Source organism: Microbulbifer regidiadema (SeqCode) (assembly GCF_052467605.1).
The window spans coordinates 760,693-774,996 of record NZ_CP174316.1; the positions used below are offsets into that span (position 1 = coordinate 760,693).

Below are 14,304 nucleotides of genomic sequence, written 5' to 3' on the forward strand. Positions count from 1 at the left end.
TCTTTATTATCAGATGTTATTATTTCTTATGCGCCTTTCTCGGAGCTTTGTAGTGGCGGCGTTTTAGCGATAACCTTATCGAGATCCTTAAAGACTTTGCTCTTCGCCAGGGGTTGAAGGGCGTTGTCGCTCAAGATTTCATCGCGATAGCTTTCTCTTCGTTTAATGGCCTCGGCGAGGTAGCGCAACGCTTCATCAAATTGACCCATTGCGGTGTGAGCGCAGGCCAGCTGATAAAAAGCATGGCTATTACCCGGGTCAATACTTAGGGCCTGGTGGCAAAGATTGGCTGCCCACTGGGGTTCATTCAGTTCTAGAACTGCATCTGCTTTATAGGTCAGTGCCTCGACATCTTCGTGGCGGAGACGCAGAATTTCATCATAGATCGCAATTTTGTTGGCGATAGAGGATTCTTGCTGGGCCCGCAGCCAAAGAGACTGAACTTCCTGGGTAAGTTCGATTTCCTCGCGATTCTCTTCAATATGTAGAGTCTTCTGCTGCAATTGCTTCTCTATAATTCCCAGGCGTTTTTCATACTCCTGAACCAGTTTTGAGATTTCTTCATCGGCTAAGTTGTGTACTCGCTCTTTAATATCCTGTAGGGATCGCCACCCCACCAGGACCAGTATCGAAGTGGCGGCGGCTATCAGGTAAAAGAAGTAGGTAACGGTATCAGTTGCATAGGCTACTGCGCGATCAACAGAATTGTGCTCGCGATCGACTATCTGTTGGATTAGCTCCTGTTTGGCATTGGCCTGATCAATGCGCAATTGTTTGATTTCGTCCAGCATATATCGCTCCACAAAAGGTGTGTAAAGCGGTTTCTGCAAGGATTCCACCTCTTGCTGTGCCTTAGCTCGCTCCTCCGCTTCCGCCTCCCGGGAAATGGCCCCGGGGGAGAGAAGCAGAAAAATTAGAGTGTAGACATTTAGGATGCGAGGCATATTGCGGTCCCGTGATCGTGGATCTCAACCAGCGCCTTATGAAGTGATCTGACCGCAGGGTCGTAGTCTGATTCGTTGACCACAAACTGCATGTCGACGTGCCGCATCGAGTGGTGCATGGCGAGGATACTAACCTTGTTGCTAGACAGCGATTGAATGGCTTTTGCCAGTGCGTCGGGAATTTTCATATCGCTCCCAATGGCGGAGACGATCGCGACTTTCCTCTGGTTTAGTTCTGCTTCCGGGAAGCACTCCTCTAGAGATGCCTGTATCCGCTTGATAGTTTTTAGGTTGGTGGATAAAAAGTGGGTTAGGGTATTGGCATTAGTATTTTTAGAGACAATATGAGCCTTGTACCTTTTTATGACCGTGAGCACCTCTCGGTCATAATCGTGGATCGCACCGGCCATATCCTGGTCAAAAAGTTCCAATGCATAGACACCTTTACAGCCTGCAATAATCTCCACGCAGGGTGAGTCGCTTACGTAGTCGCCAGTAATTAATGTGCCGGTGTGCTCTGGCTCAAAGGTATTCTTTACTCGGAGGGGGATATTCTTCTGGCGCAAGCCCTTGGCCGCCTTCGGGTGAATTGCCTCCATGCCCAGGTTGGCCAGTTGATCAGCCACGTCATAGTTTGTGCGGCCGATAGGTACGGCGTTATCTGGTCCTACAAGACGGGGGTCTGCACTGCTTAAGTGGAACTCTTTATGGATCACCGCCTCTTTGGCCCCAGTGAGAACCGCGAGGCGGCTAAAGGTCATTTCGCTATAACCTCGATCGAAGGAGATAAGCAGGCCCTTATCACTGTGAGCGTAACCAGTGACAATCGGTAACTGCTGGTTTAGATCGATGTTAGCAAATGCATCCCGAATGCGCTCATCCAGAGATATATGTTTATTGGTGCGCCAGCCTGTTAGATCAACAAAGCAGGCGTTGACACCGTCTCGCTGTAGCAGCTTCGAGGTGTTCCAGGCACTGTGTGCCTCGCCAAGGCTGGCGAGCATCTCTCTAACTGTGCCGAGGTGGGCGTCGAGGGAGAAGTGGCCATGCTGGCAGAGGCTTTGCAGGTCTCGAAGACACTTTTTGGCACCCTCAAGGCGTTCATCCAGGAAGAGGTTAGCTTCCCTGAGTAGGTCGGTATCACCGAATAGGCGGCTATTGATCTGGCGCAATTGGGTGCGGAGTTCGCCAAACTTCACCAGCCAGCTGTCATCCTCAATGCTGCTGGAAAAAAGACCATAAATGCCCGGTTGACCACTCTTTTTGTACTCTAGCAGCAGATCGGTAATGCCACCATAAGCTGAAACTACAAAAACACGATTGTAGAGCCCTTTGGGGCCACCTTTAATAATGTTATCCCGGACTGACTCATAGTCCGACATGGAGGTGCCACCAATCTTTTCTATCGTATGCATTGTCTCTTACTGGTCCTTTCTTTCTCTTGATAGCGGCGTTCTCCAGTGGGGGCACTGGGTTGTGTTTCATATCAGATAACAGAAATTGATTTCCTTGTGCAGACATATTCTGGCTGCGGTGGGGGCGTAAAACGGCCTCCAGTTTGTTGCTCATTGCGCTTTTGCTGGCACTGCTGCCTTCTCTGGGGTTCTGGATAAATTGAACCGTGAGGGCTATAGGGCCCTGTTTTTACGGATGGTAATTTGGCCTGCTTAAGCCATTGGGCTTTGCATAGCGTTAACTTACCCATAACTCCTTGCTCTGGGGGTGCTCCCCCCCTCTTGTTTGGCGGATGGGCTTTAGTGGTCAGCTGCTATCTGGCTATTCACTAATGGATTCAGCTTCCAGCTCATAGGCCCCCTCCGCATTGTGCACCTCCTTCCCGTTTAGAGGGGGGTTAAAGACGCAAGCCATGGTCATCTCTTCAAAGGCTCTTAGGGTGTGTCGGTCATGTTTATCGAGGACGTAGATAGTTCCTGGTTCAATGGAGTATTTTTTTCCGCTGTCCGATACCTCGACCTCTCCTTTGCCGGCGATGCAGTACACGGCTTCCAAGTGGTTTTGATAATGCATTTGGAAGTCAGCACCGCGATATATGGTGGTAATATGGAAGGAGAAGCCCATACCATCATCTTTTAGCAGTAGGCGGGTGCTCTCCCAGTTGCCATCCGGTGAAACAATTCGGCGGGAGGATGTGTTGGCTTTTTGCAGGTTTCTAACAATCATGGGTGTCCTTTTATATTGCCCGTGCAGCTAGTCCGGCCTTGCCTGTCGGCAGGCTTGGCTTTCTGGTGATATCGTTGAGTTTTATTGGGGTTGGTCTAGCAGGCCTCGAAGTAGACTCTTTCTTCGGGTATATCCCGCTCTCCGGCGCAGACTTCCCGAATGGCTGACTCAATAATATCGATACCTTTCTTGAGATGCTGGTCGGTGATAACCAGGGGGCAGAGCAGTTTAACAATCTGATCGTCTGCGCCACTTGTTTCGATGATTAATCCCTTCTTGAAAGCGAGCTTGGTAATTTTTTCTGCGAGTTCGCCACTCACGCAGTCAATGCCCCGGAACATGCCGCGGCCTTTGGTGGTGAAGTTGCCCTCACCGTATCGGTTGACAATGCTTTCCAGTCGCTTAGAGATATATTCCCCTTTCCGTTTAACTTCCTGTGAAAATTTATTGTCAGACCAGTAGTGGTCAATTGCTGCTTTTGCCGTGACAAAAGCTAAGTTATTGCCGCGGAACGTGCCGTTGTGTTCGCCGGGCTTCCACTGGTCTAGCTCGGGCTTCATCAAGACTAGTGCGAAGGGTAGTCCGTAGCCGCTGAGGGACTTGGAAAGGGTAACAATGTCAGGCTCTATACCGGCCTCTTCGAAACTGAAAAAGTCTCCGGTGCGGCCGCAGCCGGCCTGAATATCATCAACAATAAAGAGCAGACCATGCTTTTTGCAAACTGCCTGAAGGTTTCTTAGCCATTCGGCACTGGCCGCATTGATTCCGCCTTCGCCCTGAACAGTTTCGACGATAACAGCTGCGGGAGAGTTGATGCCGCTACTGGAGTCTGAAAGTACCTTATCGAGATACTCTGTAGTATCGATATTCTTGCCCAGGTAGCTATCAAAGGGCATTCGATGAGTGCCGTTTAAGCTAACCCCGGCGGCATCCCTGTGGTGAGAGTTGCCGGTGGCGGCCAGAGACCCCAGGCTGACTCCGTGAAAGCCATTGGTAAATGTCACGATATTTTGCTGGCCGGTGACATTGCGGGCAATTTTCATGGCGGCCTCTACCGCGTTCGTCCCCGTCGGACCGGTAAACTGAACGATATACTCCATGTTGCGGGGCTTGAGAACCTTTTCATTTAGCGCTTGCAGAAACTCGCCCTTGGCTTTGGTGTGCATATCCAGGCCGTGAGTGATACCGTCACTCTGGATGTAATCTTGCAAAGCCTGCTTGAATAGTGAGTTGTTGTGGCCATAGTTGAGGGTGCCGGCACCTGCTAGAAAATCCAGATATTGATTTCCCTCTTCATCCCACATGAGTTCGCCTTTTGCGCGGTTGAATACTCGCGGAAAGGAGCGGGCGTAACTTTGTACTTCGGATTCAATCTCATCAAAGATCTTCATGGTTCTCTCTTAAGCTGCTATTGGTTTGGTGATGGGCCCGATGCGCACGCGGCTCTCCGAGTCATGCAGGCCGCTAAAGTGTGCCTCGGAGTCCATCCAGGGGGAGGATTGAAGGTCTGTGGAGAGCTTCTCTGCCGCACTTAGAAAGAGCGCCCAGGAGGAGAGGTTGTGCTCAGTGATTGTGGTCTCGATAAATCTCACAGGCTTGCACTGGGGGCGAGCAATGATGTCCTTAAGCATGCGGGAGGCCAGCCCTAGCCCTCTGGTCTTCTCTGCCACCGCAACCTGCCAAACGAACAAAGTGTCCCTGCGGTCTGGAATTAAGTATCCAGAGATAAAACCCAGTGCCTCTCCATCAGCCTCTGCGATTACTGAGGTGCCGGCAAAATGGCTGCACTGAAGGAGGTTGCAGTAACTCGAGTTGGTGTCCAGGGGCGGGCAATTTTCAATCAGTCCATGGACTTTCATGCCATCTTCCAGGGAAGGCGGTCTCAAAATAAAACTTTCTAATCTAGGCAAAATAATTCCACTAACAAAAATATACTTTCATATCTAAGTATTTTTTTGGTTATAACGCCGCTAAAAATCATTTTTTAGTTGCTTTTGACGCTAAAAAAGAGATTTGCGGCAAAAAATATTTAGAGTACTAAATATCGTACACTAATTAATTGTGAAGTCTAGGCGCAGAAGATCTAATCGTGCGATTTGTCCTGGAGTTGGTCGGGCTTTTGGGGGAGGGGGCTTACAGATAGGCACCTAAATACACCTTGAAAGCACTGGGGCAGCTGGGGTGAGGGGTAGCAATTCGATGGTGAAGGCTTTTCTGGGGTCTATAAGCGTTTAGCAATCTGGTTTGCAGCTATATAATCCTCTCAATCACCCCAGTTTCGAGATTAAGAGGTAGCTTTGAACAGTATCGAACAAGTGCTAGTAGCCCTGCGGCGAGTAATAAGGGCCACAGATTTGCACTCCAGGCACCTGGCAAAAACTACTGGCCTAACCGCCCCTCAGGTACTGTTGCTACAGGCCATTCGCAACAAGGGGGAGGTGACGATTGGCGAGCTGGCCAATGAAGTTAGCCTGAGCCAGGCGACTGTCACCAATATTCTGGATCGCCTGGAGAAGCGGGGTCTGGTTTACCGTCAGCGATCCCAAGCTGACAAGCGCAAGGTGCATGCCTACCTAACCGAGGAGGCCTCTGAAACCTTGCGCGATGCCCCGATTCCCCTCCAGGATCAATTTGCTCGTCAGTTTGGCGACCTGAAAGACTGGGAGCAAAGTATGATTATTGCGTCACTACAGCGCGTAGCCCAGATGATGGATGCCCAGCATATTGACGCTTCGCCGGTGCTGGACATCGGTATTCTGGATCGCCAGGGCGCCGCGATGGATAAGTCCGCAGCGGCTCTGGGTTACAGCGATATTGCCGACTCTACTGAGAAGGATAAAAACGGTTAATTCGACCGGAAATGACCAAAAGGCTTCCGAGGGGGCTTGCGCTTGGGTTATATCCAGTGATGACCGGCATTCAAAGGATGTGACCCGTTAGTACTCTCCAGTTGGGGGTGCCGACCCTCAATTGGTTCTTGCGTACAATAGGAGGATTGGCAGCCTCTCGGTATAATCGCCCCTGTGATTGTCGGCCCCGGTGGGATACCCATCGCGCTTGGGCTGCTCTTTTGTCGAAAAGGGAGACTTGAGGCAGGAGTGGACATAGGCGACAGGTAAGTGTTATTCTTCGCGCGCTGGTTTAAAAGCCATTTTTTATTGCAGTTTACCTCGTAGTTTTAGTCATAATCCTTCGTTCGGTCTCGTTTAAAATAATACTTTTTGCCCGCACACCTCCATCTAATTGGAGCGTATTTGTTTAATAAAAGGATATCTATTATGTCTAACACTGTTACTGGTACCGTTAAGTGGTTCGATGAGGGGAAAGGTTTTGGCTTTATCGCCCAGGAATCCGGTCCTGACGTTTTTGCCCACTTCAGTGCTATTTCTGGTGGTGGCTTCAAAACACTGACCGAAGGTCAAAAGGTGGAATTTACCGTGACCCAGGGTGCAAAAGGCCCGCAAGCAGAAAATATTGTCTGCCTGTAATATTTAGGCCTCGCCCCAAAGGGGCGTGACCGCTGTGCCCTCCCTGCACGATCAGAGTGGGGAGGGTGCCTTTTACGGTAAATGTGAAACCCAAATTACCCCCCCCCTCTACTTCTCCTGGCATTCCAGCAGCCTCTTCGCACATTGTCGATTTTGTGTTCACGAAAGGCGATCTGGCAGGATTCCCAAGTCCTCGATACCTTACTCTCTCCTGAGCTAGCCATACTTGTTGATGGCCATCTCCCCGCAGTGCCCTGAGGTTAACTTTTTATCGTATCCGCACTAGATCGGCCCTTATAAATTGGCTGGGGGCTGCTCCCAGTTTATGTCAAGTTTCACGGATATAAGAATGAAAACGATTTACCTGGCGATATTGCTGATCGCCACTTTGGTGCCACTTTCTCCTAGCGCCTACAGTCACCCACTTTACACTAGCGCTGAGGACCTGCTTGAATCTGAGGGCTTTATAGGGTCATTCCTGGTTAAAAAGCAGGGCGTTGATATCCTGCGGAAAGGCTTTGGCTTCGCCAGCGTTGCACAAAAAACACCCAATCGGATCGATACCCAGTATCGAATAGGGTCTCTCTCCAAAACCTTAACCGCACTAGCGATTGTGCAGCTTAAGGCAGCCGGAAAAATTCCCGCTTACGATACCCCTATCTCTCACTTTGTTGTGGACTACCCTAGGGGAGATGAGATCACCCTAAGGCACCTACTTACTCATCGCTCAGGTATCCCGGAGTTTTTTCACAGGATTGACCACAGCCGGTCTTTCAGTCCCATAGAACTGGTCAACTTGACTAAGTACAAGCCGCTTGAGTTCGAGCCGGGCCAAGAATATAGCTATTCAAACTCAAATTATATTTTACTGGGGTATCTTATCGAGTTGCTCTCTGGACAAACCTATACCCAGTATTTGTCTCAGCATATCCTGGGAGAGCTCGACATTAATCATACAGTTTACGGAGAGAGCAAAATATCCCATACCGGCCATGCGCAGGGGTATACGACAGAGGATCAGGCCGAACGGGCAAGCTATATTGATATGTCGATACCCTATTCGGCGGGAGCCCTATCCAGTAACTTGGCTGACCTAGAAGTCTGGTCTGAATCTTTTGCCGCAGAGTCTTTGGTTTCCGCTGCGGATAAAGAGGATATCTTTATCGAGGAGGGCTATGGTTTTGGGTGGCTCAGCTCCACGATTGCTGGTAAGAAGGTATATACCCAATCTGGAGGTATCTACGGTTTTAGTGCTCTGATTGTGATCTTTCCCGAAGAAAATCATCTGATTATTGGGCTCACTAATATCGAGGGGCAGCAGCCAAAGCTTAAACAGTTGGCGGCGATCATTGCCGAAAATGAGTTTTAGGTGATTCAGCATCAAGGTGCGGGCTAGAGCTGTCAGGAGGTCGAATATCTCTGCAAGCCCGCAGAGATATTACGGAATAGCCAACACCTGCGGGCCTATGTTACATCGCCCAATAATCATCCGCTCAGAGTGAAAAACTCTTTATTTCGCATCCCAATAGCAGGGGTTGCCATACTTCTCCTTAAGGAAATCAATAATCACTCGTACTTTAGGGGCCAGGTTGTCAGTGGGTAAGTAAAGTGCGTTGATAGTTTGGTCTTCTGCGGATGAAGATGCACGATAATCGGTCAAAATAGAGACTAGCTTGCCCTGGCGAATCTCTTCATTTATTAGCCAGCTTGGGAACATAACAATTCCGGCTCCGCCTATAGCGCTGGAAACCAGCGTTTCTGCATTATTGCTATACAGAGATCCCTTAACTTCATATGGTGTCAAATTATCTCTGCCTATAAACCACCGCTGTAGCCCGTTGGGCCCCTTAAACACCAAGCAGTTGTGAGCAATTAACTGTTCCGGGGTTTCCGGGGTGCCATTTACCCTTAGGTATTCCGGGCTGGCTGCCAGTATAAAATGTTGATTGCCAAAGCTGTTCATTTTCAGGCCTGAATCTTGGAGTGCTCCGATTCTGATAAGTAAATCAATGCCTTCTTTGGCGGGGTCGATAAAGCTATCTGTCTGCTGCATCTCTATCCTAAGCAGCGGATAGAGTTTCAATAAATCTGGAATATAAGGAGCAACATGAAGCCGCCCAAACGCAACGGGAGCGCTGATCTTTACAACTCCTCGCGGGGTATTGGCTCTCTGTTCGATTTGCCCGCAAACTAGCTCGTACTGACGGACTATATCACTACAGTACTTCGCAAAGGCGGTGCCTTCATCCGTTAATGATATTGCCCTGGTGTGACGGTGTAGAAGTTTTGTTCCCACTTTTCCCTCTAGCTGGGCCATTTTTCTCGACACAGAGGAGGGCGTCATTCCCTGTTTTCTCGAGACTTCAGAATAGTTGCCCAATTGAGCTGTCATTAAGAACAGTTTTAATTCTAGTATTGATATATCGTAATTCATTAGCTATCGGTAGTAAGTATCCGGGGAGTATGCAGGCAATAAATCCCTAGAGAACCTTTGAATAATTCCGTAATACTTCTGCGGGCCTTGAAAACTACAGGTGTTGGGCGCAAATCGCCGCGAGTTGCGGTAGCCCTTTGCAATAGCTGTAGCCTTCAAGGCCCGCTCCTCGAGAGTTTCAGGACTTCCCAAGTAATATAGTAAGCAACTTTTGATTGCTGTTGGACATCTGAATAGGGCTTTACTTCAGTATCTACAGCTAACTGTGGCTTGCGGGCTGCAACCCCTCAGTGTTGCGAACAAGCGTTTTTCGGTTGCCGAGGTAATTACAGATCAGAGCTAGAATCACACAGACCATCGCTGCAATGCGCCAGGAGTTTAAGGGGATCGATGGATTCTCAAACCACCCCTGGGTGTCAATGACCAAGCTCATGCTCATCTGCCCAAAAATTGTAGCAATTGTTGTTGATACCACTCCGATTCTGGGAATGACAGCAACGACGACAAGTATGTAGAAGATGCCAAAAAATGCCCCTATCAGCTGCCACTTGGGGGCGGACAGAATTGATGGGCCGCTGTGTTTGCCAAAGAAGAACACGAGCAAGCCCATAATCACAGCGCCTATCCCAAAAGTAAAGAGGGCACTTTGCACAACCCCTACGCTCTGCCCAAACTTCCCGTTAATTGCTGCCTGGGTGCTCAAAGCTGCGCCGGATAGTATGGCAAGTAACATCAGTCCGATCATAATTTTGCTCCCAAGTAGGTAAAATATAATGCAAGGCATAAAAAGGTTGCCCCACATATTCTCAGGAGATTGATCGGCTGTTTGCGCACCCCAAACCATCCGAGGGAATCAATTAGAAAGCTTTTGGCAGTTTGCCCCACAAGAATCCCGATCATGGTCATAGCTACTCCAAGTATAGGAGTGGCCAAAGTGAGAACCACAACGTAAACCGGTCCTAAAAGGCCACCGGTAAGCTGCCACTTTGGAACCTCTCGCCACCCTATAAATTTTGCGCTGGGGACAAATAGACTGATTAGCCAGAGTAGGGCTGTCCCAACGCCAAATATACTCAGGGCGGCCCACAAGTGACCAACCTGCATGCCTAGGGGGCCCAGTAATCCCGCCTCGACGGAGAGCCCCATGCCGGCAACAACAACTAAAATTGTGGCAATAATGTTCATCGAGGGTCAAATAGGCGTACGCTAGTCAAATGCTCATAGGCCTTTCCATTGGGGTATGAAACAAGCTCAAGTTGCATGCCCCAGGGAGTCATAAAGTACACCCAGGTTTCTCCTTCGGTGGGACCTTCAGTCATCACGGTAGGGGCGCCAAGTACTTTAATATTCTGCGCCTTGAGATATTCAACCGCCGTATCCATATCTTCAACATAGAAAGCTAAATGGTGCCCGCCAATATCAGCATTGTTTGGTGCCACCTTATTTCGATCGATGTTGTCGGCATACTCGAATATTTCCAGGTTGATACTATTGGCACTCATAACGGCAATTTTCTTAATCTCTGCGCGAGGATTCACATTGAGATGATCCGTCATCCAGGTGTCATCCGAGGCAAATGGCCCAAATGTATAAGCCAGCTCGAAGCCAAAATGTTTATTAAAAAAATCAACGGCCAAATCAACATCGGGGACGGTAAATCCAATATGATCTGCTTTCTTAAGTCCGGGGATGGCCATTAGATATCACCTCGGTCATGGCGAAGCTTATTGAGTGCCCCCATGGTGGTGGCCCCTTTATTGAAGCCTGTATACATTGAGGCAAAAACGATCAACTCCTCAATCTCTTCATACGTCGCCCCTTGTTTGAGTGCCATATCAACATGAGCGCCGAACGGGTTACCTTCACTGTTTACATTGAGGGACATTTGGTCAATAGCAATAGTGATTAGCGCCTTGGTTTTCTGATCCAGTAGCGGTTTTCCCCATACTTCGCCTGCGACTCGTACAGCTAGATCTCCCCATACCGGGTTAATAGACTTAAGCCCTTCGATCAATGTCTGATCATCCAAAACAGCATTTTCGTACTTGGTAGTCATAGTTAATATTCCTGGTTGTCTAGTTGATATTTCGCTGTAGCAGCTGGAAGTTATTATAGGCAGTTGCATCCTCCTTAAAACTTATAAGCGGGAACATCACTTTTGCAAATTATGCACAAATGACCGCTGTGAACCTGCCCGTGTATGATCAGGCCTGGCTTCCTGTTGAGTTGATTAATCCAGTGCTCAATGGTTGAACTGCTAGTCGATTAATGTCTGTATGGAGAGGTCGAGCTTGTGTGTCGGCGAGCTTAGAGCTGCCGTTGCCGTGCCTTGTGGTGGATGCACTCAGCACGGTAAAGGCTGCAATGAGTAAGCTCGCGAGAGAGGGGTTTATTGTGGCTGTCAAGTCGCAGTGCGATAGATTGGGCTGAATTGTTCTGCCCGCTGAAGGTTTATCCGGGTATCATTTTTTCAGTATCAGTTAGCGAGTGCGGATTCCGGTGAGGTTTCTGGTTTGTTGGTATGGAAGCGAAAGTTCGCTATTTATATGTCTATATCGCCTGTAGATAGTGAATGCTGGGATAGACAAGCCCACGGCTAGCCCCCCATAAAAAAGGCCGCTACCAGGGCGATGAGCCCGAGGGAGGTAAATTGTACAGAGGCCTTTCTGAATTTTGGGACCGCAAAGGCCACTACTAATCCACTAATCAGGCTAAATAGCAGGCTGGTACCAAGCATAATTGCTGAAAGCCAGAATAGTGGCCCGGCATGTCCTTTATGTATCAATAAGAATTGGTGCCAGAGGTCGTGTTCTTTCACATGGAGTATTGCGGATTGTTTATCTTCACTTGGCTCCAAATAAACTTGGCGTTTGTAGCCATACCAACCAATGTACTCATCTTCCAGGTAGAAATCTGCTGGCAGGGTTATCTCTTCGGGCTGAACAATCGGAGATATAACCTTCAGGGTCTCTTGCTCACTGCTGGGCAAGCCTTTGGGAAGAGAAATGGAGTACTCAACTTGTTCATCTACCCCTCCCTCTATATCAAAAAGGTAGACCACGCCAGTGGCGATATACAAAATAGCAATCGGCAAAAAAAAGCAGGAAAAGTAGGTGTGGAGTTTGATCCACAGTAAACGGTTTCTGGATTTCATAGGCACCAAAGAGCGCGGTGCAAATGCATCGCGCTCTGACATAAACAACTTAAAAGGAGGAAATTAAAAGCGGTAGTCTACCGATAGCCGGATATCTCGACCTGCCTCGTACAGCCCGGCAACAATACCCCAACCATCAATGACACTATAATCCGCAACGCTGGAATGATCCCGGTAGTGCTCATTAAGCAGGTTTTGTATCGCCAAATTCACATTTAGGCGATCACTTGCCAAGGGCTCCCAGTGTAAGTAGAGATCGTGTATCTGGTAGCCGGGCTTGTCGATGGTTTGGGTGCTATCGATCCAGCCAATCTCTACAGCACGCTGTAAAACCTCAATATTGTTCAGGTCCTGTACCAGGGTGTAGTTCCAACCCAGCTCTAACTTAGGGGTAAATGCGTAGTTGGCGGTCAGGTTCCAGGTATCGCCACGGGCATTTGCCAAGCCATTGTGTTCATACCCCTCTACGGTATTCCCGTTGAGTTCTGAATCATTGTGACTGAAAGCCGCACTGAGGGATAACTTATTCCAAGTGTAAGAGGCGCTGAGCTCAAACCCTTCAGTTTCCAGCTCACCCACATTCTCGTAGTAGGTGCCACTTCCGAGCTGATCGAGAATAACGTCATCGATAGTGCTGCGGTAGATAGCCGCTTTTAGTTCAAGGTCACCTTGGATATATTCCAGGCCCAGTTCGCTATTGTCGACTGTCTCAGCGTCCAGGTTGGGAGCAAGTGATGCCGATTCCAATGTGAATCCGTCTCCAACTTCCTTGCCTCGCATCGCTGTTGCATAACCTGCGGTGAAGGTGAGCGCATCCGTAAGTGCATAGCTCATACCGATATTAGGGCTAAAGCCCTGGCTATCGGCCTCATCGTTATGAGTTATCTGCTCCAACTGGTATTCGTCGTAGCGCAGTCCAAAACTCAGCAGCAGTGCCTCCGTCGCCTGCCAGTGATCTTGAATATAAGCCCCAACAATCTGGCCTTCCTCGCGATAGGAGGTGCCGACATAGGGCCCTGAGAGTGAACCGCTTTCTACTTCATCCTCACGAGCCTCTAGGCCGTAGGTGATAGTATGCACACCGATACTGCTGGTATTGCGCAAATCAAAACCAAGGGATTCCACGGATGCGCCGTACTTGCCCCACAGATCAAATACATCCTGCTCCATCTCCGATTTTGTGTGGTAAACCGTTGTCTCCAGGTTGATCAGTGCGCTGGGGGAATACTGGTGATTGATGACAAAGGTCTGGCGTTCAGCATCCATTGGATAGAGCGTATCCCCCTCAAGAGCGGGCCAGTTGGGGCGTCGACCAAACTCCCCAGATTCATCCCGCTGCTCAAAGCTGATACTCAGTTTTTGATTTTTAGCGAGGTCGCCACTCAACTTTATAAACGCGAGATCCTGATCGGCAGCTGTGCCATAGATGGTGTTGCCGTCGCCATCCTCCATATCGTCGCGATCGATAGTCACAAACGATCCCAGCAGCCCCCAGTTATCAGTGAGCTTCCCGTACACTGAGGCACTGGCTTTTTGGCCGTCATTGCTAAAGTAAGCTCCTTTTACTATAGCGCCAAGCTGCTCGCCCTCATCAAGTAGGTCATCGGCATCTTTGGTCTTAAAGCGGATAGCCCCCCCAATTGCACCGGCTCCACTGGTCGCTTCGCCCGCTCCAGCCTGAACTTCAACTTTCTGTAGTAACTCCGGTTCTATGGATACTCGACCAATATGATGGAATAGGGTGCCAGTCTGCGGGGCGCCATCGACGGTAACATTGAGGAGTGTGTCTTCCATGCCCCGGATATAGACTTTCTGGGCGATACCCAGCGATCCGCCAACAGATACAGAGGGTACTTGGCGAAAAATATCGCTAAGATTGTTTGCCTGCTGCTTATCGAGTTCTTCAGGTGTGATCTCGGTATCTGTTGCCACACCGACAACGACTACGGTCTCCATTGAGGTTTCGGCGGGATTCGCTTGCTCTTGAGCCTCCTGTGCCTGACTGATGCCGGCGGCTAGAGCGCTGGATGCCATCAAGGGGAGTAGCGCGTATCTGCTGCGAGAAATGTTGCGAGCCATTTAGCTGTCCTTCTCAGTATCATC

General features: G+C 49.3%; 15 protein-coding genes. 3 read left to right on the plus strand and 12 right to left on the minus strand.

The genetic code is table 11. The features are described 5' to 3' along the window. Positions 1–26: 26 nt before the first annotated feature. The 5 genes from ACJJIF_RS04140 to ectA form a co-directional block, all read right to left on the minus strand. On the minus strand, positions 27–944 hold the full coding sequence (locus ACJJIF_RS04140; RefSeq protein ID WP_444930978.1) for a TPR end-of-group domain-containing protein: 918 nt from the start codon (positions 942–944) through the stop codon (positions 27–29). After that, positions 929–2,359, minus strand: coding sequence for an aspartate kinase (locus ACJJIF_RS04145; RefSeq protein WP_444930979.1), 1,431 nt, complete (start codon positions 2,357–2,359; stop codon positions 929–931). The genes ACJJIF_RS04140 and ACJJIF_RS04145 overlap by 16 nt, the downstream gene beginning before the upstream one ends. 361 nt (positions 2,360–2,720) lie before the next feature. After that, positions 2,721–3,125, minus strand: a complete 405-nt coding sequence (locus tag ACJJIF_RS04150) for an ectoine synthase (RefSeq protein ID WP_444930980.1) — start codon at positions 3,123–3,125, stop codon at positions 2,721–2,723. Between the two features lie 95 nt (positions 3,126–3,220). Next, on the minus strand, positions 3,221–4,516 hold the full coding sequence (gene ectB / locus ACJJIF_RS04155) for a diaminobutyrate--2-oxoglutarate transaminase (RefSeq protein ID WP_444930981.1): 1,296 nt from the start codon (positions 4,514–4,516) through the stop codon (positions 3,221–3,223). Between the two features lie 9 nt (positions 4,517–4,525). Then, positions 4,526–5,035, minus strand: a complete 510-nt coding sequence (ectA, locus tag ACJJIF_RS04160; RefSeq protein ID WP_444930982.1) for a diaminobutyrate acetyltransferase — start codon at positions 5,033–5,035, stop codon at positions 4,526–4,528. Positions 5,036–5,422: 387 nt separating this feature from the next. On the opposite strand from ectA, the gene ACJJIF_RS04165 reads away from it, so the two are divergent. The 3 genes from ACJJIF_RS04165 to ACJJIF_RS04175 all read left to right on the plus strand — a co-directional run bounded on the left by ACJJIF_RS04165 (position 5,423) and on the right by ACJJIF_RS04175 (position 7,982). Next, positions 5,423–5,974 (plus strand): MarR family winged helix-turn-helix transcriptional regulator, encoded by a 552-nt coding sequence (locus ACJJIF_RS04165; protein ID WP_444930983.1) that lies wholly within the window; start codon positions 5,423–5,425, stop codon positions 5,972–5,974. Between the two features lie 429 nt (positions 5,975–6,403). Further along, the gene (locus tag ACJJIF_RS04170; protein WP_444930984.1) at positions 6,404–6,613 is read left to right on the plus strand and encodes a cold-shock protein; all 210 of its coding nucleotides are present in this window, start codon (positions 6,404–6,406) and stop codon (positions 6,611–6,613) included. 349 nt (positions 6,614–6,962) lie between these two features. Then, on the plus strand, positions 6,963–7,982 hold the full coding sequence (locus tag ACJJIF_RS04175) for a serine hydrolase domain-containing protein (protein ID WP_444930985.1): 1,020 nt from the start codon (positions 6,963–6,965) through the stop codon (positions 7,980–7,982). 141 nt (positions 7,983–8,123) lie between these two features. On the opposite strand, the gene ACJJIF_RS04180 is transcribed toward ACJJIF_RS04175, so the two are convergent. From ACJJIF_RS04180 to ACJJIF_RS04210, 7 genes are all read right to left on the minus strand, one after another. Further along, entirely contained in the window at positions 8,124–9,047 is a 924-nt protein-coding gene (locus ACJJIF_RS04180; RefSeq protein WP_444930986.1) for a LysR family transcriptional regulator, read from the minus strand. 259 nt (positions 9,048–9,306) lie between these two features. Continuing rightward, the gene (locus ACJJIF_RS04185) at positions 9,307–9,792 is read right to left on the minus strand and encodes a DMT family transporter (RefSeq protein WP_444930987.1); all 486 of its coding nucleotides are present in this window, start codon (positions 9,790–9,792) and stop codon (positions 9,307–9,309) included. Beyond that, a complete protein-coding gene (locus tag ACJJIF_RS04190) occupies positions 9,789–10,232 on the minus strand; it encodes a DMT family transporter (protein ID WP_444930988.1) in 444 nt (147 codons plus the stop codon). The genes ACJJIF_RS04185 and ACJJIF_RS04190 overlap by 4 nt, the downstream gene beginning before the upstream one ends. Further along, positions 10,229–10,744, minus strand: coding sequence for a VOC family protein (locus ACJJIF_RS04195; protein WP_444930989.1), 516 nt, complete (start codon positions 10,742–10,744; stop codon positions 10,229–10,231). Before ACJJIF_RS04195 ends, ACJJIF_RS04190 begins: the two co-directional genes overlap by 4 nt. After that, on the minus strand, positions 10,744–11,103 hold the full coding sequence (locus ACJJIF_RS04200) for a carboxymuconolactone decarboxylase family protein (protein WP_444930990.1): 360 nt from the start codon (positions 11,101–11,103) through the stop codon (positions 10,744–10,746). The genes ACJJIF_RS04195 and ACJJIF_RS04200 overlap by 1 nt, the downstream gene beginning before the upstream one ends. A 540-nt stretch (positions 11,104–11,643) precedes the next feature. After that, positions 11,644–12,201: a PepSY-associated transmembrane domain-containing protein gene (locus tag ACJJIF_RS04205; RefSeq protein ID WP_444930991.1), complete on the minus strand. Its 558-nt coding sequence runs from the start codon at positions 12,199–12,201 to the stop codon at positions 11,644–11,646. A 63-nt stretch (positions 12,202–12,264) separates the two neighbouring features. Continuing rightward, positions 12,265–14,280 carry a TonB-dependent receptor plug domain-containing protein gene (locus ACJJIF_RS04210; protein ID WP_444930992.1) on the minus strand — a complete coding sequence of 672 codons (2,016 nt, stop codon included), beginning with the start codon at positions 14,278–14,280 and terminating at the stop codon, positions 12,265–12,267. Positions 14,281–14,304 lie beyond the last annotated feature (24 nt).